20 protein-coding genes are annotated in these 17,300 nt (G+C 68.6%); 10 read left to right on the top strand and 10 right to left on the bottom strand.

The window, feature by feature from the left end:
- Positions 1-33: 33 nt before the first annotated feature.
- From P1L40_RS05720 to P1L40_RS05700, 5 genes are all read right to left on the bottom strand, one after another.
- Positions 34-1,698 (bottom strand): spermidine synthase, encoded by a 1,665-nt coding sequence (locus tag P1L40_RS05720; RefSeq protein WP_284010365.1) that lies wholly within the window; start codon positions 1,696-1,698, stop codon positions 34-36.
- 72 nt (positions 1,699-1,770) lie between these two features.
- Positions 1,771-3,057 carry a signal recognition particle-docking protein FtsY gene (gene ftsY / locus P1L40_RS05715; protein ID WP_284010364.1) on the bottom strand — a complete coding sequence of 429 codons (1,287 nt, stop codon included), beginning with the start codon at positions 3,055-3,057 and terminating at the stop codon, positions 1,771-1,773.
- Positions 3,058-3,064: 7 nt separating this feature from the next.
- Positions 3,065-3,538, bottom strand: a complete 474-nt coding sequence (gene pfdA, locus P1L40_RS05710) for a prefoldin subunit alpha (protein ID WP_284010363.1) — start codon at positions 3,536-3,538, stop codon at positions 3,065-3,067.
- Complete coding sequence (gene rpl18a / locus P1L40_RS05705) at positions 3,535-3,708, bottom strand: 50S ribosomal protein L18Ae (RefSeq protein ID WP_284010362.1); 174 nt, start codon at positions 3,706-3,708, stop codon at positions 3,535-3,537. The genes pfdA and rpl18a overlap by 4 nt, the downstream gene beginning before the upstream one ends.
- Before the next feature lie 314 nt (positions 3,709-4,022).
- Positions 4,023-4,184: a hypothetical protein gene (locus tag P1L40_RS05700; RefSeq protein WP_284010361.1), complete on the bottom strand. Its 162-nt coding sequence runs from the start codon at positions 4,182-4,184 to the stop codon at positions 4,023-4,025.
- An 81-nt stretch (positions 4,185-4,265) separates the two neighbouring features.
- On the opposite strand from P1L40_RS05700, the gene P1L40_RS23710 reads away from it, so the two are divergent.
- Positions 4,266-4,385 (top strand): FmdB family zinc ribbon protein, encoded by a 120-nt coding sequence (locus tag P1L40_RS23710; RefSeq protein ID WP_465260782.1) that lies wholly within the window; start codon positions 4,266-4,268, stop codon positions 4,383-4,385.
- Here P1L40_RS23710 and P1L40_RS05695 read toward each other — a convergent pair whose 3' ends face one another.
- Complete coding sequence (locus P1L40_RS05695; protein ID WP_284010360.1) at positions 4,386-4,742, bottom strand: DUF5658 family protein; 357 nt, start codon at positions 4,740-4,742, stop codon at positions 4,386-4,388.
- A 46-nt stretch (positions 4,743-4,788) separates the two neighbouring features.
- Positions 4,789-6,027 carry a DUF7096 domain-containing protein gene (locus tag P1L40_RS05690; RefSeq protein ID WP_284010359.1) on the bottom strand — a complete coding sequence of 413 codons (1,239 nt, stop codon included), beginning with the start codon at positions 6,025-6,027 and terminating at the stop codon, positions 4,789-4,791.
- A 156-nt stretch (positions 6,028-6,183) separates the two neighbouring features.
- On the opposite strand from P1L40_RS05690, the gene P1L40_RS05685 reads away from it, so the two are divergent.
- The 5 genes from P1L40_RS05685 (at position 6,184) to P1L40_RS05665 (ending at position 9,875) form a co-directional block, all read left to right on the top strand.
- Entirely contained in the window at positions 6,184-7,296 is a 1,113-nt protein-coding gene (locus P1L40_RS05685) for a helix-turn-helix transcriptional regulator (RefSeq protein WP_284010358.1), read from the top strand.
- Between the two features lie 116 nt (positions 7,297-7,412).
- On the top strand, positions 7,413-8,255 hold the full coding sequence (locus P1L40_RS05680) for a polyprenyl synthetase family protein (protein WP_284010357.1): 843 nt from the start codon (positions 7,413-7,415) through the stop codon (positions 8,253-8,255).
- A gap of 32 nt (positions 8,256-8,287) precedes the next feature.
- Complete coding sequence (locus tag P1L40_RS05675) at positions 8,288-8,848, top strand: AAA family ATPase (RefSeq protein WP_284010356.1); 561 nt, start codon at positions 8,288-8,290, stop codon at positions 8,846-8,848.
- The gene (locus P1L40_RS05670; protein WP_284010355.1) at positions 8,845-9,261 is read left to right on the top strand and encodes an RNA-binding domain-containing protein; all 417 of its coding nucleotides are present in this window, start codon (positions 8,845-8,847) and stop codon (positions 9,259-9,261) included. The genes P1L40_RS05675 and P1L40_RS05670 overlap by 4 nt, the downstream gene beginning before the upstream one ends.
- Positions 9,258-9,875 carry an HAD family hydrolase gene (locus tag P1L40_RS05665; RefSeq protein ID WP_284010354.1) on the top strand — a complete coding sequence of 206 codons (618 nt, stop codon included), beginning with the start codon at positions 9,258-9,260 and terminating at the stop codon, positions 9,873-9,875. The genes P1L40_RS05670 and P1L40_RS05665 overlap by 4 nt, the downstream gene beginning before the upstream one ends.
- Before the next feature lie 18 nt (positions 9,876-9,893).
- On the opposite strand, the gene P1L40_RS05660 is transcribed toward P1L40_RS05665, so the two are convergent.
- On the bottom strand, positions 9,894-10,949 hold the full coding sequence (locus P1L40_RS05660; protein ID WP_284010353.1) for a molybdopterin-dependent oxidoreductase: 1,056 nt from the start codon (positions 10,947-10,949) through the stop codon (positions 9,894-9,896).
- 116 nt (positions 10,950-11,065) lie between these two features.
- Here P1L40_RS05660 and P1L40_RS05655 point away from each other — a divergent pair, with 116 nt between their 5' ends.
- Complete coding sequence (locus P1L40_RS05655; RefSeq protein WP_284010352.1) at positions 11,066-11,284, top strand: hypothetical protein; 219 nt, start codon at positions 11,066-11,068, stop codon at positions 11,282-11,284.
- 12 nt (positions 11,285-11,296) lie between these two features.
- Here P1L40_RS05655 and P1L40_RS05650 read toward each other — a convergent pair whose 3' ends face one another.
- Positions 11,297-12,277, bottom strand: a complete 981-nt coding sequence (locus P1L40_RS05650; RefSeq protein ID WP_284010351.1) for a lamin tail domain-containing protein — start codon at positions 12,275-12,277, stop codon at positions 11,297-11,299.
- Positions 12,278-12,368: 91 nt separating this feature from the next.
- Between P1L40_RS05650 and P1L40_RS05645 the strand changes: the two genes are divergently transcribed.
- A complete protein-coding gene (locus P1L40_RS05645) occupies positions 12,369-13,262 on the top strand; it encodes a CBS domain-containing protein (protein WP_284010350.1) in 894 nt (297 codons plus the stop codon).
- Between the two features lie 72 nt (positions 13,263-13,334).
- Positions 13,335-14,069, top strand: a complete 735-nt coding sequence (locus P1L40_RS05640) for a GNAT family N-acetyltransferase (RefSeq protein WP_284010349.1) — start codon at positions 13,335-13,337, stop codon at positions 14,067-14,069.
- On the opposite strand, the gene P1L40_RS05635 is transcribed toward P1L40_RS05640, so the two are convergent.
- Positions 14,054-15,082: a nucleoside recognition protein gene (locus tag P1L40_RS05635; protein WP_379773197.1), complete on the bottom strand. Its 1,029-nt coding sequence runs from the start codon at positions 15,080-15,082 to the stop codon at positions 14,054-14,056. The genes P1L40_RS05640 and P1L40_RS05635 overlap by 16 nt on opposite strands.
- 82 nt (positions 15,083-15,164) lie before the next feature.
- On the opposite strand from P1L40_RS05635, the gene P1L40_RS05630 reads away from it, so the two are divergent.
- A complete protein-coding gene (locus tag P1L40_RS05630; protein WP_284010348.1) occupies positions 15,165-17,300 on the top strand; it encodes a PAS domain S-box protein in 2,136 nt (711 codons plus the stop codon).

Raw genomic sequence — 17,300 nt, 5'->3', positions numbered from 1 at the left:
AGCCCACAGGCGTCCGACCGCAGATCGGGACAGCTAAACGCCGACACCGCTTTCCGTTCCGTTTCCTGTACCCGGACGAACCGATGGTGAGAATCGTTCCGACGACACAGCACTCGCGTCGAGCGATGGCGTCGCTGTGCTCCCATTCGGCGGGGCCTGCTCGATCACGTACTCCTGACCGACCATCGGGTCGAGCAGGCTGTCGATCGGGGCGCGGTCGTCCCGGAGCACCGGCACGTCTCCGGTCGGGGGCGGGTTCTGGTAGCTGTTGACCGCCCCCGAGAGGTCGATCCCGATGTCGCGCTGGCGGTTCCGCTGTCGGAGTTCGGCCTCCGAGAGCCGGGCCGTGTCCCTGGTCGCGACGAGTTCGATGTTCTGGACGACGGTCGACCCCGACGCCGTCGAGAAACTGTAGACCTGCGGGTAGACCTCGTTCACGGTGCGGTACTCCGAGCGATAGAATTTGGAGGCGGGGCCGGCGGGCGCGGAGATGAGGTTCGACACGAGGATGCCGTCCTCGGACAGTCGCTCCCGGGTCAACGCCATGAACTCCACCGTCGTGAGCTGGAAGGGCACCTTGTCCTTCTTGTAGGCGTCGAGGACGATGAGGTCGTAGGTGTGGTTCGTCTCCCGGAGGAACCGCCGACCGTCGTCGTTGTAGACGTTCAACCGCTCGGACTCCTCGACGGCGAAGTACTCCTTGGCGACACGGATGACCGCTGGGTCGATCTCGACGACATCGACGGTCGCGTCGTACTCGGAGACGAACCGCTTGGGGCCGCTGAACCCGCCGCCGCCGACGAACAGCACCCGGTCGATGTCGTCGGGGTCGTCGGCCAGGAGGTAGGGCAGGTGGAAGTACCGCGTGTACGTGAAGACGTGTCTATCGGGGTCGTCGATGTCCATCGCGCTGTGGCGCTGACCGTCGAGATAGAGGGTTCGCGTGCCGCCGAGTTCGGTCACCTCCAGTTCCTGGTACGGCGTCTGGGTCTGGTAGACGACCTGGCCGCCCGTCGAGACGCCGATCGCGCCGCTGGAGACCGCGGCGACGAGGAGGACGCCGACGGCGACGGTCGAGTACAGCGGGTCCCGCCCGGCGGAGGTGAGCACGAGCCCCGCTGCCGTCACGATCAGGAGCGCGCCGAAGACGAAGCCGATGACCTCGATACTGAACGACGGGATCAACAGGAAGGTCGTGCCGAACGCGCCGATGATGCTGCCGATGGTGCCGATCGCGTACACCTCGCCGGAGGCCTCGCCGACCCCCTCGGTCGCCGAGAGCTGTGCCGCGTACGGGCTGATGAACCCCAGCAGGTACGTCGGCGGCCCGAACAACAGGGTGATCGCCGGCAGCGAGGCGAACCGACTGGGCAGCGGGAACGCGGCACCGAGCGAGAGCATCAGGTCGCTGGCGAAGATCACGACGGCGACGTAGGCGGCCGTCCAGACCAGCAGCCGGGCGAGGCGCGGCCGACTGGCCCGCCGGGCGGCTCGCTTGCCGCCGTAGTGATAACCCAGACTCAGCGCCGCGAGGAAGACGCCGATGATGCTCCCCCAGGTGTAGATACTGCTACCGAACTGTGGGGCGACGATACGGCCGGCGAGGATCTCCAGGCCCATGCTGGCCACCCCCGAGACGAACACCGCGATTCCGGGACCGGTGAACCGGCCGGCCGTCAGTTCGCCGACGCTACGCATCTCTGTCTGTGGTATGGACTCTGTGGGTAAGTATTGACGGGCGGCCCGGGGACTACCCGAAAACGGGTGTGGCTACTCCCCGAGCAACTGATCGACGATCTCCTCGGGATCGAACTGCTCCAGATCGTCGTAGTCCTGCCCGGTCCCCAGGAAGAGGATCGGCTTGCCGGTCACGTGGGCGATCGAGATGGCGGCCCCGCCCTGTGGATCGGCGTCGGCTTTCGTCAGTACCGCGCCGTCGACCTCGGCGGCGTCGTTGAACTCCCGAGCGCGGTTGACCGCGTCCTGGCCGGCGACCGCTTCGTCGACGAACAGCGTCATGTCCGGGTCGATGTTGCGGTCGATCTTCTCCAGTTGGGCCATCAGGTCGTCGGAGGTGTGCAGGCGACCGGCCGTATCGCCAAGCACCACGTCGATGTCGTTGGCGTTGGCGTACTCGACGGCGTCGTAGATGACTGCCGTCGGGTCCGACCCCTGCTCGTGGGCGATGACTTTCTTGTCGAGGTTCTGGGCGTGTTGCTGGAGTTGTTCGTTGGCGCCGGCACGGTAGGTGTCGCCGTTCGCCAGCACCGTCGAGAGCCCGCGGTCCTCGAAGTACTGCGCGAGTTTGGCGATGGTGGTCGTCTTCCCGACGCCGTTGACGCCGGTGAAGACGATGACGACGGGCTTGTCGGCCGCGGCCACGCGCTCGTCGAAGTCGAACTGGCCGACGCTGATCACGTCGTACAGCGCTTCCCGAACCGCGTCCTGGACCATGTTGCCCGTACTGGAGAGACGGCGGCGGGTCTGGCCTGTGAGGTTCGCCTTGACCCCCTGCAGGATCTCGTTGGCGACGCCCATCTCCACGTCGCTGGACAAAAGCGCCAGTTCCAGGTCGTCGAGGTGGTCCTGCAGGTCGTCCTCCTCGATGACGGTCTTGCCGGTGGCCATGATCTTGGCCTTCTCGGTGAGGCTCCGGCCGCCATCGTCGTCCGCGTCGTCCGTTTCGCCGACGGCATCGCTGTCGTCGGAGTCGGCCGTCTCGCTGGCCGCATCACTCTCGTCGGTCGACGACGCGGTGTCCGCACCACCGATCCCGACAGCCGCCGTGTCGCCCTCGGCGTCGTCCGAGGGTTCGTCGTCCGTGGTCTCCGCGGACTCGTCGGCAGCAGTCCCATCCGCAGTGCCAGCGGCGGGCGTCTCTGCCGTCTCGCTCACCGCGTCGGCGGGCTCACCAGCGTCGCTGTCGTCGGCTTCTGGCGTCGGCTCGGCGTCGGCCAGTTCGTCCTCGCCAGCGTCTTCGTCGACAGCCTCCTCGTCGACATCCTCCTCGACATCGCTGGTGAAACTGCTGAGCTTGTCTTTCAGTCCGTCGAACATGGCGGCCTTACTCGTCGTCGGCGTCTTCCTGCTGCTGTTGCTGCTGCATCATCTGCTGCATCTGCTGTTGTTGCATCTGCTGGGCCTGCTGTTCGAGTTCCTCTTTCTCGGTCTCGACTTCGGCCTTGTCGGACTGGAGGTCCTCGATCTGGTCGTCCAGCGTCTCCTGTTTGGTCTCCAGCGTGCTGATGGCGCCGTTCTGGTCGCGCTCGGCGGCGTAGCCGCCACCCAGGGAGACGACAACCTGGTCGATGTCGTCGACCGTCGCGCGGATGTAGGCGTCGCCGCCGACCGGGACCTGGACCGTCGAGCCAGTTTCCAGCGTCTCGATGGCCTCGATGGCGTCGTCGATGTCGACTTTCTTGTCGCGCAGGCGCTCGATCTCGTCGTCGATGGCCTGGACTTCCTGCTCCATCTGCTCGATCTCCTGGGACAGCTGCTGCATCTGGCCGCCGCCGCCACCGCCGCCACCGCCCATCATGCTGCCACCTCGTCGATGGTGATCTGTGTGCGCTTGAGGTTGTGCTGGGAGCCGAAGTTGCTGTAGACGCGCTCCTCGGCAACTTTCTCGTTTGGCGCCTCGACCTCCTTCTCGAACTCCTGGGGCCCGTCTCGGGCCGGGAAACTGCCGCGAACAGTGTACGTGCTCATACCTTCTGGTGTGAGCAGGGCAGGGAAGTATCTTCCCCTTCCACCTTTTTCGTCGTCGGGTTCGAGTCGCGCTGTCGGCGGGCTCGAACCACTCTTCGAAAAACGTGGTTTTCGTGGGCGGAGCGAACGAGATGGTTCGAGACGGCGACGCCGCTCGCCATGCCGGAAGGCGCGGCTTCGCTGCCCTTCCGGGGAAACCGCTCCTGCGGCGCGGTATGCGCTCCAGCGGCCCCGCCCGTCCCCGGGTCGGCCGACGGAGCGGCCTCCCGGCCGACCGCACAGCACCGCACCCGGTCCTCCCCAGGCGCTCCCGCTCACGACGGATGTTGGTGGCCGATGCGCTCGGCGACGCCGCCGGGCACCGGCGTCCCACAGTCGGTGCACTTCCAGGTCCGGGTGGTCCCGCTCCGGTCGATTGCGAGGTCCTGCCTGTATCGGAGGGTCTTCCCGCAGACACACCGATGCGTAGTGCCCATACTGTGGCTGTCGGCCCGAAATAGCTAAAACCGTCCGGAAGTGGTGACAATAGTTAACACGACGGGGGGCGAAGCGCCGGTATGGCACAGACGGCACAGCAGCCGTTCGTCTGCCGGAAGTGTGACTACGGAACGGACGTGCTCCGGGCGTTCTGCCCCGAGTGTGGCGGCGACATCATCTCCAACCCGGCCGCGGAGTAGCTACACGCTCGCGAGGGTCAGGGCGTTCAGCGCCACGACGGCCAGCGAGACGACGGCGAAGACGGCAAGCACCACGGTCGCTCGGTGGTCGTCGAACATCGCCCAGAGCGTGACCACGAGCACCAGCGCGCTGAACTTCAGCAGGCCGATCCCCGGCGTCCCGTAGGTCGCGATAAAGGCGCGAGCGACGGCGTTGCCCTCGGTCAGACCCAGTTCCAGGCCGACCATCGTCGTCACCACGTCGAACAGCGAGGCCAGGATGACGACCGTCCAGAGGACGGCGTGGTTCTCCGAGAGCTGGCGCTGGTTCGGCACTCGTCGTCGGACGCTGTCGATCCACGAGCGATCGGACCCCACCAGTGGCTCGGCTATCGTCTCGCCGCCGCAAAAAGTTACGCGTCGCCTACGTCCCAAGCACCGCGACGGTCGTGTTCGTCCCGCTCCGTGTCCGTACCTCGACGGAGTAGCTCCCGCGTGGTTCGACTGTCCAGAGCGTGCCGTCGTCGCCGGTCGTCCCGACCTCCCGGCCGCTGACGGCGACCGTTCCGGCCATCGGGGCGCCGGTGTCGTTGTTCCGGACCGAGACGCGGACCGGTCCGGTCTCGTAGGTCCGTGTCACTTCGACCCGGACGGAGTCGTTGATCGTCACGCGGGTCTCACTGGCCCTGATCGTCGAGAGCTGGAGCCGCTGTGACTCGTGGAACACGTCCGTCGTGCCGCCGTCGATGTAAGTCGTCAACTGCCCGCTGGGGTGGTTGGCGGTCAGCCGGTAGATACTGCTGGTCCCGTAGGTGTTGACGCTGGGGAGTTGCTGGGAGTAGAGCCACGGGTAGAGGTCCTCGGCACGGGTGTTCGCCGCCCGGAGGGGGTCGGTGTCGCTCGTGACGAACTGGTCGCTCGCCGTCGGGTCACGCGCGCTCGCCAGGTGGGTCTCCCGGATGTACGCCTGACCGGCGGTGGTCGCGAGCATGTAGTCCTGGTCGGAGGCCATCACGTACACCGCGTTCGGAGGTATCTCACCGGTGAACGACCGGCCGAGGCGGTCGCCGACCGGCCCCCGGAGCACCCGGAGCTGCCCTCTGATGTTCTCCAGGCGGGTCCGCTGCCCGCTGGCCATCGTGAAGGCGGGCTCGCTGCGCTCGACTCGATCGACCGTATCGAGTGTCTGGGCCAGTTCGCGCGCCTCGGCGTCGACCACTGCGCGGGTCCGGACGAGCGAGTCGACGGACACCGAGCCGCTCGCGTACTGCTGGAGCTGGCGTTGCTGGCGCTCGGCGAGGGCCGCCTGGCGCTGTTCGATACTGTCGAGTTCCGCCCGGATCAGGCGGGTTCTGGCCGACTCGTTGTTCGCCCTGAAGAACGCTCGTTCGAACGATCGCGCGTCGTGCTCGCGGTGGAGCCGTTGTGTGCTGAGCGAGACGGCCGCACCGACATCGATCCCCGTCGTCCCGTACTCGGCCTGCCGGACGTTCTCTTCGGGGATCGTGAGGTGGTTCGTGAGGTTCTCGACTGTCGTCACGCGGGGGAACCGATCTCCGTCTGTGGGTGTCGAGGTCTGCGTGGCTGCCACCCCCGAGGTAGCCGGGGCGGCGAGCGCGACCACGACGAGGAGGACACCCAGGAGGGCGGGGAGGCGTCGCATCAGTCCCGGATAGACCGCCGGAATACAAAAATGCCCCACATTCGCACACTGGATATCCTGCTCCGAGAGGCGTCGAGACGTTTCACGCGGGGCGTTGAAGTTTTATTCCCGGATGGAAAGCGTTTTCCCCACGGGCTGTGGACTCACGGCTGGAAAATGTCCCTGCGGCTATCCGGTTCCCTCTTTGCCCTCCTGCTCGCGTCACTGTTGCTGGCTCCGGCGGCCACAGCGATGGCTACGAGCGCGGCACCGACCGCCCCCCAACAGTCGACGCCGACGGCGACCGACGGAGCGGTCTCCGAGGCCGCGACGATCGAGCTCCAGCTCAGGCCCGACGGGGACGCACGCTGGACCGTCACACAGACCTACGCCCTGGAGAGTTCGACCGAAGTCGAGACGTTCCGATCGCTCGGTGAAGACTACGTCGCTGGCGAGACCGGAACCGGCCAGCTGGCGGCGTTTCGAGCCGCTAACCAGGAAGCGATCGAAGCGACCGGCCGCCAGATGAACATCACCGACATCGACCGCGCGTACGATGTCGACGGGAACCGCGGGACGCTCACGCTGTCGTTTACGTGGACCGACTTCGCGGTCACTGAGAGCGACCGGCTCGTCATCGACGACGCGTTCAACACGACCGACGGGACCTGGTTCCGGAGTCTCGGAGAGAACGATACGTTCATCATCTCGCCGCCGACGGGCTACGGCGTCGACAGCGCCCCCATCGGCGTCGAGAACGGTCGCCTCCGCTTCGAGGGGCCACGGACGTTCGAGCCGGGGACGCTCCGAATCGTCTACACGGGCGATCAGGCCACGCCGACGCCGACACCGACGGCGACCCCCGAACAGCCCTTCGCCGGCGGTGTCCCGCTGTGGTTCGGCGTCGCCGTCATCGTCGTCGGCGTCGTGGCAGTCGTCGGCTACATGACCCGGCAGGGAAGCGCCGGCGAACCCGCCGCGCCGACCGAGAGCGGGCCCGACGACGGCGGAAGCGGGGCGGCGGCGGCAAGCGCCGACGAGACCGAGGAGCCGACCGAGGAGATCGACACCGAACTCCTCAGCGACGAGGAGCGGGTCGAGCGCCTGCTCGAACAGAACGGCGGGCGGATGAAACAGGCCCGCATCGTCAAAGAGACCGGCTGGTCGAACGCGAAGGTCTCGCAACTCCTGTCCTCGATGGACGAGGACGACCGGATCGACAAGCTCCGGATCGGGCGGGAGAACCTCATCTCGTTCCCCGACGAGGACATCACCGACTTCGACGAGTAGCCCGTTCTCGACGCGCTGTCACGGCGTCCGCCCGTGCTGCCACCGCCGAGTCCGGGCCACGGCGCCGGCGGGATGTGTCGTCAGGTACTTTTCGGGGTGGTCCTAAGCGGGAGGTGATGGAGTATCTAGAGCAGCGACGTGACCGCGTCGAGGACCGGTTACGGGCCGTCCTCGACGACATCGAGCCGACGGAACTGGCAGCGCAGGTCCGTCACGTCGCGCTCTCGGGCGGGAAGCGCGTCCGACCGACGGTCACGGTGCTGGTCTGTGAAGCCCTGGGCGGTGACCCTGCCGACGCCGTCGACTACGCCGTCGGCATCGAACTCGTCCACAACGCCTCGCTGGTCATCGACGACATCATCGACGAGTCCGAACTCCGCCGCGGGACGCCGGCGGCCTGGGCCGAGTACGGCCACGGCCCGGCGATCATCGCCTCCGACGGCCTGCTCGGCGAGGCCTTTGCCCTCTTTTCGGCGGACGAGCGAGCGATGCAGACCGTCGCGGAGTCGATGGTCGAACTCGGCGAGGGCGAGGCGACCGAACTGGTCGCCCAGCCCACGAACGAGGCCGAATACATGGAACTGGCCCGGCGAAAGACCGGCGCACTGTTCCGGGCGGCCGCCGAACTGGGCGCGATCGCCGCCGACGCCGACGCCTACACGGTCGAGGCGATGGGCGAGTACGCCGAGCGGGTCGGCGTCGCCTTCCAGATGCGCGACGACGTGCTCGACGCGACCGCCGACGCGGAGACCCTCGGCAAGCCGACGGGACACGACGCCGAGATGGAGCGACCGTCCCTGGTCGAGGTGACCGAACTGTCGACCGAGGAGGCAAACGAGCGCGCTCGCGGGGAGTCCGACGCCGCCCTGGAGGCGCTCTCGACCGTCGACGCGCCGGACTCGCAGTCCCTGGAGTATCTGAAGGACCTCGCGGAGTTCGTCGTCGTGCGAGAACGCTAGGGCTTTTGCCCGCCGCTGGCCAACGCTCGGCAATGACAGTTATCGGTATCGTCGGACTGCCCGGCAGCGGCAAGAGCGAGGCGGCCAACGTCGCCGCCGACCAGGGGGTTCCCGTCGTGACGATGGGCGACGTGATCCGCGCGGAGTGTCGCGAGCGGGGGCTCGATCCCGCGACCGAACACGGGGCCGTCGCGAAGGCGCTGCGCGAGGAGAACGGGCCGGGAGCCATCGCCGAGCGGTCGCTCCCGATCATCGAGGACAACCTCGACGACGCCGACACGGTGCTGGTCGACGGTATCCGATCCGACACCGAGGTCGAAGCGTTCCGGGAGGCCTTCGGCGAGGCGTTCGTCCTCGTCGAGATCGACGCCCCCTTCGAGTTGCGCGCAGAGCGCCTGGACCTGCGGGGCCGGGACGCCGGCGCGGCCGACGGCGGCGAGTCCCTCGAAGAGCGCGATGAGCGGGAACTGGGCTTCGGGATGGGCGCGGCCATCGAGATGGCGGACCGCACGATCGAGAACACCGAGACGCTGGCGGCCTTCCAGCGGAAAGTGCGGACGCTCCTGCGTGAGGGGCCGGAGGGGCTGGAATGAGCGCCGTCTACAGTGTCGACGTTCGCATCGTCGCGCCGGTCAACGACACCGAGGTGACCGAGCGGGTCGCCGACGCCGTCCGGAACCTCTTCCCCGAGGCCGACCCCGAGCAGCGGCCCGGCGAACTGGCCGCCGAGGTCCACACGCTGGACGGGTTCTCCCAGTTGCTCCACGAGTACGAGATCCTCGACACCGCCCGCTCCGTGTTCTTCGACTCCCTTTCGGACGACCGGTTCGCCTTCGACCTGAAGAAGCAGGCGGCCTTCGAGGGCCGGATCAACTTCGCCGTCGGCGAGCCCTCTGAGCTGGGCGACATCCACGTCGAGGTGATCGTCCGCGACCCCGACGCCGAGTCGTACATCGACTACGTCGCGCCGCCGACCGAGGACGGCACGCCCGTCGACACCGAATGACGACCGCGGTCTGTTTCGATCTCGACGGGACGCTGATCCACTTCGACCGCCCGTACGACGAGATCGTCGCCGACGTGTTCGCGGCCCACGGGATCGACCGCGACCCGGCACGCCACGACGCGGGCCGTGAGGCCTTTCGGACTGCCTTCGACGCCCTGGAGCCGAACCCACAGCGGGCAGCGATGGCCGCCGTCGTCGAGGACGCCGGCGCGGACGCCGACCCCGACGCGATGGTCCGGACGCTTCTGGAGTACGAATGCGAGCACTCGACGGTCCGGGAGGGGACCGTCGACTGTCTCGACGCCCTCGCCGAGGACGGCCCGCTTGGCGTGATCACCAACGGCGAACCCGACTGGCAACGCCGGAAACTCGCCCACCACGGCCTGGCCGAGTACTTCGAGGCCATCGTCGCCTCCTACGAGGCGGGCGCCCACAAGCCCGACCCGGCGCCGTTCGACCGCCTGCGGGAACGCATCGACGCCGAGGAGTACGTCATGGTCGGCAACGACTACGAGGGCGACGTGGAGGGCGCTCGGTCGGCGGGCTTCGTCCCGATCCACTACGAGGACGAGGACGGCCCCTCCTTCTGGCAGACGCTCCGGGCGATGGTGTAGCGGCCGCGAGCCGTCCAGTCAGAACCCGCTGACGAAGATCGCCAGCCACTCGCCGATCTCTCGGCGCTTGCTCACCCGGACTTCGGTGACCCACTTCACCCACTGGAACCCCCGGCGGTCGGGCGCGACCAGCCGCAGCGGGAAGCCGTGGCCGTGGGAAAGCCGTTCGTCGTCGACGTGCGTGGCGAGCAGCGCGTCCCTGGCCTCCTCGATCGGCAGACTCCAGCGGTAGCCCGTCACCGAGCGAAACTGGACCCAGGCAGCGGCGTCGTCGGTCTCGGCGGCGTCGAGCAGATTCCCCACGCGGACGCCGCGCCACTCGTGCTCGGAGTACCACCCGCTCGTACAGTCGAGCAGGGCGTCCTCGCTGTCGGCGGGGCCGATCTCGTCGGCGGCGTACTCGCTCGGGTTCCCGACCCGGCCGGTGACCGCGAGCGTCCAGTCGGCCGGATCGACCGGGTCGGGGTCGTCGGCCACCCAACTGGTCACCGGGAAGCGGTTGCCCTGCCGGCTGCCGTCCTCGCGCGAGCCGGTGAACCGCCGGTCGGCGCCCGCAGTGTCCAGCAACTCGTTGACCGGTTGCTGGACGCGCCAGACCAGCGCCCCCGCGGTGAGGACGCCGGCGTAGGCCAGGACGTTTCGCCGGCCGCCGATCGTCCGCCGGGTCGGCGTGTGGAACCGATAGCGGAGGTGCCACAGCAAGAGCGGCGGGACCAGCAGTCCGAGCCCGACGTGGAGGTGAAACAGTCCCCACGGCCCCAGGTCAAGCGTCCCGCCGAAGATCCACCAGACGCCGGTCACGAGCGCCGCCGTCGCGTCGACCGCCAGCACGACCGAGAGCGCCCGCGGCGCGGTCAGGCGGTCGGGCGTCACGCGGTGGCGCACCCGCCAGAGCTTCATCGGGAGAAGCGCGATCAGGACGACGCCCGCGATGGCGTGGAGGTCGATGACCCAGGCGGTCGCCGGTGTCCCGGTGAACATGGTCGCCACGCCAGTCGCAAGCAGCGTGGCGACCGAGACCAGCAGGCCCCAGTCGACGGCTCGCGGCGCGGGAGTCAACTGCCGGTAGTCCATGCCCCTCGTTGGCGCTGGACGGACAAATACTGCGGGTCGCGAGCGTGTCACTCAGTCCCCTGTCGGCACGGCTCGCGCGCTGCTTACCCGCCTGGGGCCCCTGTCTCCCCTAGGAAATGACGACACAGATTCGATTGCTCGAAGCACACCTCCTCGCGCTCGCGCTGACGCTCGCCGGCGACCTCCTCGGTAACGGGGTCCTCACGACCGTTGGCGCCGCCGGGGCCGCGTTCTCCCTGCTGGCGCTGTTTGCGGTGATGGCGTCGGCGCTGGCCGGCGGCGTCACCCGGTGGCTGCGCGCACGGCCGTCGCCGCTGCTGACCACGCGCGGCTGATCCCGCTCTTGCTCAGTAGGACCGTTCGACGACCACCGTGCCACCGGCGTCCCGCACGGTTACCGTGTCCCCGCCGTTGTTCCAGACCGCGCCCTCACGCCCCCAGTAGACATCGCTGTCGGTGTCGGTGCCGCTGCCGGTGTGTAGCGTGACCGACGCGCCCGGTGTCAGCGTCAGGTCGCCGAACGTGTAGCGGTGGTCCGCGTCGTCGCTGACCGTCCAGCCGGCGAGTGAGAGCGCTTCGTCGCCGCGGTTCGTGAGCGTCACCGACTCGGCGTTCAGGTTCTCGTTGTCGTTGCCGGGCGCGTCGTAATCGATTGCGGTGATCGCCAGCCCCGACGCGCCGGCCGTGACGGTGCCGCCGTCCGCAACGGCGGTCGCACCGTCGGCACACTGCCACAGGCCACGCCCCGCTTCTCTGGCCTCGCTCTCGGCCCGGTCGAAGGCAGTCTTCCGGGTGAAGTCGCTGTCGTACACCCGGGCGTGACCCGAGCGGACGAGTCCGTAGTTGAACAGCCGGTCCTCGACGACGACGTAGGCGAGCAGCCGGTCGTAGTAGCCCCGTCGGTCGAGGTTCGGGTCGAACGCCAGCCCGACCGTCCGGCCCAGCAGCCGGTCTTTCGCCAGGTTCGAGGCGTCGATTCCGGCCTCGCGGAGACAGGTCGCGCCCGCTGTCGTGTCCGGGACCCCCTCGAACTCCGGCGGGTCGTTCTCGGCGTGGACCTCGGGCGTGTCGACGCCGACGAGCCGAACGGTGTCTCTGGTCCCGTTCGCGTACTCGACACGGATGGTGTCGCCGTCGACGACGGCCGTCACGGACACCTCGACGGCGGGTCGGGGCGGCGGGACATCGGTCACGGTACCCACCGTTGGTCCCACCGGCTCGGCCGTCGGCGTGGTGTCGTCCGCTAGCGTGGGCTCGGCCGGTGTCGAGAGCCCGCCACAGCCGGCGACGACGAGCACGAGACAGCACAGGACGGCGGGGACTCGCATTGCCGGGTCGAGGAGGGCCACGACCACAAGTCTGCCGGGCGCCGTCGCCGGGCCGAGAGTTATACCGCTCGGCTGTGTGGTGTCCGGTACCATGCTCGTCGACCTGCCCGTCCGGGACGTGATGAACACGCCCGCCCGGACCGTCACCGCCGAGACAGCGATCGTCGACGCCGCCGCACGGCTTCGGGACGAGGGGATCGGCTCGCTCGTCGTCCAGTCCGGCGGCGAGACCGTCGGAATCATCACCGAGAGCGACATCGTCGCGGTCACCGCCGCGGAGGGCGACACCCGGGCGCTGACCGTCGGCGACGTGATGTCGACGGCGCTGGTCACGATCGGCCCCGACGCCACCGTCGAGGACGCCGTCGAGCGACTGCGAACCCACGGGATCAAGAAACTCCCCGTCGTCGGGGACGGGGCGCTGGTCGGCGTCGTGACGACGACGGACATCTCGAACTACCTGCCACACTTCGCGCACCCACGGCCGACCACGGAGGCCCAGACCCAGCGGACCCGCTTCAGACGGCCCGACACCAGTTACGAGCGCGACGGCTGGGAGTTCGAGAGCTACGGCGTCGCCGACGGCATCGACGTGGGCGATCACGTCCGGTTCAGCAAGACCCTCGATCAGGACGATGTCGAGGCCTTCGCCGAAGCCAGCGGGGACACCAACCGCCTCCACCTCGACGACACGTTCGCCGAGGGGACCCGCTTCGGCCGGCGGATCGTCCACGGGACGCTCGTCTCGGGCATCATCAGCGCCGCGCTGGCCCGGCTCCCGGGGCTGACCATCTACATCTCCCAGGAGGTCAGTTACCGCGGCCCCGTCGACATCGGCGAGCGCGTCACCGCCCACTGTGAGGTCGTCGAACAGATCACCGACGACCGCTTCCGGCTGACGACCGCGGTCGACGACAGCGAGGGCAACAGCGTCGTCGAGGGGACCGCGGTCGTCATCTCCGATCCCATCCCCGAGTCCGCCTGATTCCCCGGCCCGGGCGACTCCTCTTGTTAACAAACGACAATGATTATGCGGGTGCGAGTCGATGGCACGCGCATGGACACGATCGAACGGCCGACGTTCGAGACGAACGCGGCCAGCGAGCTGTACCAGTACGTCGAGCGCCACGGGACGGCGACACGGGAGCGGGTCCAGGAGGCGACGCGGCTCCCGCCAGGGGAGTTCGAGGAGACCCTGGAGCATCTCCTGGCGAAGGGGTACCTCCAGGAACAGGGCGGGACGCTGTCGCTCGCGCTCGATATCGGCGCCGTCGAGTCACACACCACCGGGATGGAGACGTACGTCATCCGGCCGTCCCGACCCGAGGACTTCGAGGGATTGGTCGAACTGATCCGGGAGGTCTCGGCCGACGGGACCTACGTCATCGCCGAGAGCATCGCCGAGCAACTGCTGTACGAGGACGCGATCACGCGCCACAACACCGTCGAGTCCCGCGTCTTCTTCGTGGCGACGATGGACGGCGAGATCGTCGGTTGGTGTCACCTGGACCTCCCGCAGGTCGAGACCATGCGCGGGACCGCCCAGTTGACCGTCGGGGTCGCCCGTGACGCCCGCGGCCAGGGGATCGGCAGCCAACTGCTCGAACGCGGGACCGACTGGGCGCGAGCCAACGGCTACCGGAAACTGTACAACAGCGTCCCGCTGCGCTCCGAGCGGGCGCTCTCCTTTCTGGACGACCACGGCTGGCACACCGAGGGCATCCGCAAGGACCACTACACCATCGACGGCGACCTCGTCGACGAGGTGATGATGGCCTACCAGATCGAGTAATCGGGGACGAGCAACACCGCAAGCGCCAGCGCGATCCAGACGATCTTCAGCCCCGTGTTGACGACGATGACCTTCGAACCGAACTCCCGGCCCCAGATGCCGTACTGGAACGGGATCGACCGCTTGAACGTCGAGACGGCGAAGGAGACGATTCCGCCGACCAGCATCGTCGCCACGGCGGTCCGTGCGGTGAAAGTGCCGTCCCGGACCAGCGGCGAGAGCACCGTCGCGCCGCTGGTGGTGTCGAGGGCGAACGCCGCTACCACGGGAATCGCCGCCCCGGGCAGTCCGAGCAGGCTCGCCAGGCCGTCGGCGGCGGTCGTCACCGTCGTCCCGCCCTGTCCCAGCGCCGCCATGATCGGATCCGCATAGGCGACGAGCATCGAGACGACGACGTAGATGGCCGCCAATCTGGGGAGGATCTCCCGGACCTTCTCGCGGGTCTCGCCGAGCGCTTCCCGGACGGCCGCCTCGTGGCCCTCGGGCCGGTCGTCGAGCGCGTCCCGGTCGCCGTGACCGCCGTCTGGAGCGGTCGCGCTGGCGGCTGTCTCGACTGTCGAGCGGGCGAGCAGGACGCGGCCGGCGGCGATTCCGGTGAGCGTGATCGCCAACGCGACCAAGCCGCGCATCGTGACGTACAGCAGGCCGACCCGGAGCCCGAGGATCGGGATCAGGATCGGCGCGTAGAAGGTGACGATGTGCTGGGCGAACCCGAAGAACGTGTTGATGGTCACGGCCACCAGCGTCGCCCGGTCGTCCAAGGTCCCGGATTCGCGGAAGTCCGCGAGCATCCCGTAGCCAGCGGTCGGCGAGGCCGTCGTCGTCAGGATGGCGGTCCCGACCTCGTCCGGGAGGTTGGCTGGCGCGGTGAGATACTGGGAGACGACGGCGATTTTCTCGACGAGACCGAACGCGACCGCCAGGTTCGCCAGGAACACCCCGAGCGAGAGGAAGACCGTGATCCGCAGGACGCGGACGGCGACATCGGTCAGCAGGTCGACCAGCACGGGCACACGCGAGCGTACGCCCGGCGGGCGCAAAGGAGCGTCGGTTCGACCGGAACGTTTTCCGGGCTCGATGTCGTCTCTGTGGGCTATGGACGACGGGTCGTCCGCGGTGATCGATGTGTGTTACGTCGATCTCCGACCGTCGGTGGCGTCGGCTGTCGAACCGCCCTTCGGGAGCGACCGGATCGAGCGTTCGACGGCCGTCGACGCCGACCGGGCGCTTGCGGCCCTCGCGGACGGCGCCGTCGATTGTCTGGTCGTCGTCTGCCGGGCGGTCGACGACGGCTCGCTCGCGCTCGTCGAGGCGGCGAGTTCGACCGCCCCCGAAGTCCCGCGACTCGTGGTCACGAACGGGGCTGCCGGCCTCTCCGACGCCGCGCTCGACGCCGGCGCGACCGACTGTGTGGTCGCCGAGGGCGCGGACCTGCGGGCACTGCTCCCGCACCGAATCCGGTCGGCCGTCGAGGACGGCCAGGTGGCACGCGAAACCCGCGCCGACGCCGCCCGCTTCGAGTCACTGACACAGAACACGAGTTTCGCCGTCGTGACGATCGACGAGGAGAGTACGGTCCAGTACGCCAGCGAGGCCGTCGACGACCTCTTCGGGTACGCGCCCGCGGAACTCGTCGGCGAATCGCTCACCGCGATCATGCCCGAGCGGTTCCACGACGCCCATCACGCGGCCGTCTCGGAGTACCTCACGACGGGCGAGCGCGCGCTGGCGTGGGACTGGATCGAACTCCCCGGCTGTCACCGCGACGGGACGGAGATCCCGCTGGGTGTCTCCTTCGGCGAGCGCGATGCTCCCGACGGCCACCGGTTCACGGCCGTCATCCGGGACATCTCCGAGCAGCGCGACCGCGTCGAGCGACTCGACCGACTGGCGACGGCGATGGAGGAGTCGATGGACGGAGTCGCACTGCTGAACGAGGACGGGGAGTACGTCTCGGTCAACGAGGCCCACGCCGACATCTACGGCTGCGACGCGGACGACCTCGTCGGCGAACACTGGTCGATGCTGTACGACGAGGACGAGACCGAACGGTTCCGCGACGAGATCATGCCCGTGGTCGAGCGCGAGGGCGAGTGGCGCGGGGAAGCACAGGGTCGGCGGGCCGACGGCTCGCCGTTCCCTCAGGAACTGTCGCTGACACGCCTCGACGAGGACGCGCTGGTCTGTATCGTCCGCGACATCACCGACCGGGTACAGCGCCGCCGGGAACTCGAATCGGAACGCCAGTTCGTCCGGACCGTCATCGACACGCTACAGGATGTCTTCTACGTCCTCGACACCGACGGCTGTTTCACCGAGTGGAACGACCGGATGGCGGAGGTGACCGGCTACACCGACGAGGAACTCGACGGGATGCCGGCGCTGAACGTCATCCCACCGGAGGATCGGGAGCACATCGCCGAGAACATCCACGCCGTCGTCTCCGAGGACGCCGACCGGACGCCACGCTCGGCGCTGCTGACAAAACAGGGCGACCGCATCCCCTACGAGTTCACTGGGAGCCAACTCACCGACGCCGACGGCGAGGTCATCGGCCTGACGGGGATCGGCCGGGACATCGCCATGGAGACGCTGCGCGAACAGCGGCTCTCGGTGCTCTCGCGTGTCCTCCGGCACAACGTCCGCAACAGGCTCACGGTCGTGCTCGCCCAGGCCGAACACATCGTCGAGACGGCCGACAGCCCCGCCTCGCGTGAGGGGGCCGAACGCATCCAGCGGGCCGGCTCGAACCTCCAGCGCGCCGCCGAACAGGCACACCGCGCCGAGACGCTGCTCCGGGATCGGCCGACGAAACAGCGGGTCGATCTGGTCGAGCAGGTCCGGGCCGGACGCGACCACGCGGCGGCCGACCCCGACAGCGTCGATCTGGTGCTCCCGGAGACGGCGCCGGTCGTGGCGACGCCGATCGTCGAGACGGCCGTCGCCGAACTGCTGGAGAACGCGCTCACGCACGTCTCGGATCCCACGGTACAGATCCACGTCAGCGTCGGCGAGGAGACGACGCGGGCGGTGGTCGCCGACGACGGGCCGGGACTCCCGGACCACGAGCGGGCAGCGCTACTGGGCGAGAGCGAGACCCCGCTCGAACACGGCACCGGACTGGGGCTGTGGCTCGTCAACTGGATCGTCGCGGCCTCGGGTGGCCGGGTCGCGGTCCCCAGCGAGGGCGGCGGTACCACCGTCGAACTCGCCTTCCCGACGGCCGAGTGA

It is taken from the genome of Haloarcula pelagica (assembly GCF_030127105.1).
GTDB lineage: Archaea > Halobacteriota > Halobacteria > Halobacteriales > Haloarculaceae > Haloarcula > Haloarcula pelagica.
Note: the sequence above shows the minus strand (reverse complement) of the source record. Positions and strands in the feature narration are given on the sequence as shown.

Excerpts from the sequence above, each read along its gene's own strand:
- P1L40_RS05720 (WP_284010365.1), bottom strand. The coding sequence starts at position 1,698 with ATGCGTAGCGTCGGCGAACTGACGGCCGGCCGGTTCACCGGTCCCGGA.
- ftsY (WP_284010364.1), bottom strand. The coding sequence starts at position 3,057 with ATGTTCGACGGACTGAAAGACAAGCTCAGCAGTTTCACCAGCGATGTC.
- pfdA (WP_284010363.1), bottom strand. The coding sequence starts at position 3,538 with ATGATGGGCGGTGGCGGCGGTGGCGGCGGCGGCCAGATGCAGCAGCTG.
- rpl18a (WP_284010362.1), bottom strand. The coding sequence starts at position 3,708 with ATGAGCACGTACACTGTTCGCGGCAGTTTCCCGGCCCGAGACGGGCCC.
- P1L40_RS05700 (WP_284010361.1), bottom strand. The coding sequence starts at position 4,184 with ATGGGCACTACGCATCGGTGTGTCTGCGGGAAGACCCTCCGATACAGG.
- P1L40_RS23710 (WP_465260782.1), top strand. The coding sequence starts at position 4,266 with ATGGCACAGACGGCACAGCAGCCGTTCGTCTGCCGGAAGTGTGACTAC.
- P1L40_RS05690 (WP_284010359.1), bottom strand. The coding sequence starts at position 6,027 with ATGCGACGCCTCCCCGCCCTCCTGGGTGTCCTCCTCGTCGTGGTCGCG.
- P1L40_RS05685 (WP_284010358.1), top strand. The coding sequence starts at position 6,184 with ATGTCCCTGCGGCTATCCGGTTCCCTCTTTGCCCTCCTGCTCGCGTCA.
- P1L40_RS05680 (WP_284010357.1), top strand. The coding sequence starts at position 7,413 with ATGGAGTATCTAGAGCAGCGACGTGACCGCGTCGAGGACCGGTTACGG.
- P1L40_RS05675 (WP_284010356.1), top strand. The coding sequence starts at position 8,288 with ATGACAGTTATCGGTATCGTCGGACTGCCCGGCAGCGGCAAGAGCGAG.
- P1L40_RS05670 (WP_284010355.1), top strand. The coding sequence starts at position 8,845 with ATGAGCGCCGTCTACAGTGTCGACGTTCGCATCGTCGCGCCGGTCAAC.
- P1L40_RS05665 (WP_284010354.1), top strand. The coding sequence starts at position 9,258 with ATGACGACCGCGGTCTGTTTCGATCTCGACGGGACGCTGATCCACTTC.
- P1L40_RS05660 (WP_284010353.1), bottom strand. The coding sequence starts at position 10,949 with ATGGACTACCGGCAGTTGACTCCCGCGCCGCGAGCCGTCGACTGGGGC.
- P1L40_RS05655 (WP_284010352.1), top strand. The coding sequence starts at position 11,066 with ATGACGACACAGATTCGATTGCTCGAAGCACACCTCCTCGCGCTCGCG.
- P1L40_RS05650 (WP_284010351.1), bottom strand. The coding sequence starts at position 12,277 with ATGCGAGTCCCCGCCGTCCTGTGCTGTCTCGTGCTCGTCGTCGCCGGC.
- P1L40_RS05645 (WP_284010350.1), top strand. The coding sequence starts at position 12,369 with ATGCTCGTCGACCTGCCCGTCCGGGACGTGATGAACACGCCCGCCCGG.
- P1L40_RS05640 (WP_284010349.1), top strand. The coding sequence starts at position 13,335 with ATGGACACGATCGAACGGCCGACGTTCGAGACGAACGCGGCCAGCGAG.
- P1L40_RS05630 (WP_284010348.1), top strand. The coding sequence starts at position 15,165 with ATGGACGACGGGTCGTCCGCGGTGATCGATGTGTGTTACGTCGATCTC.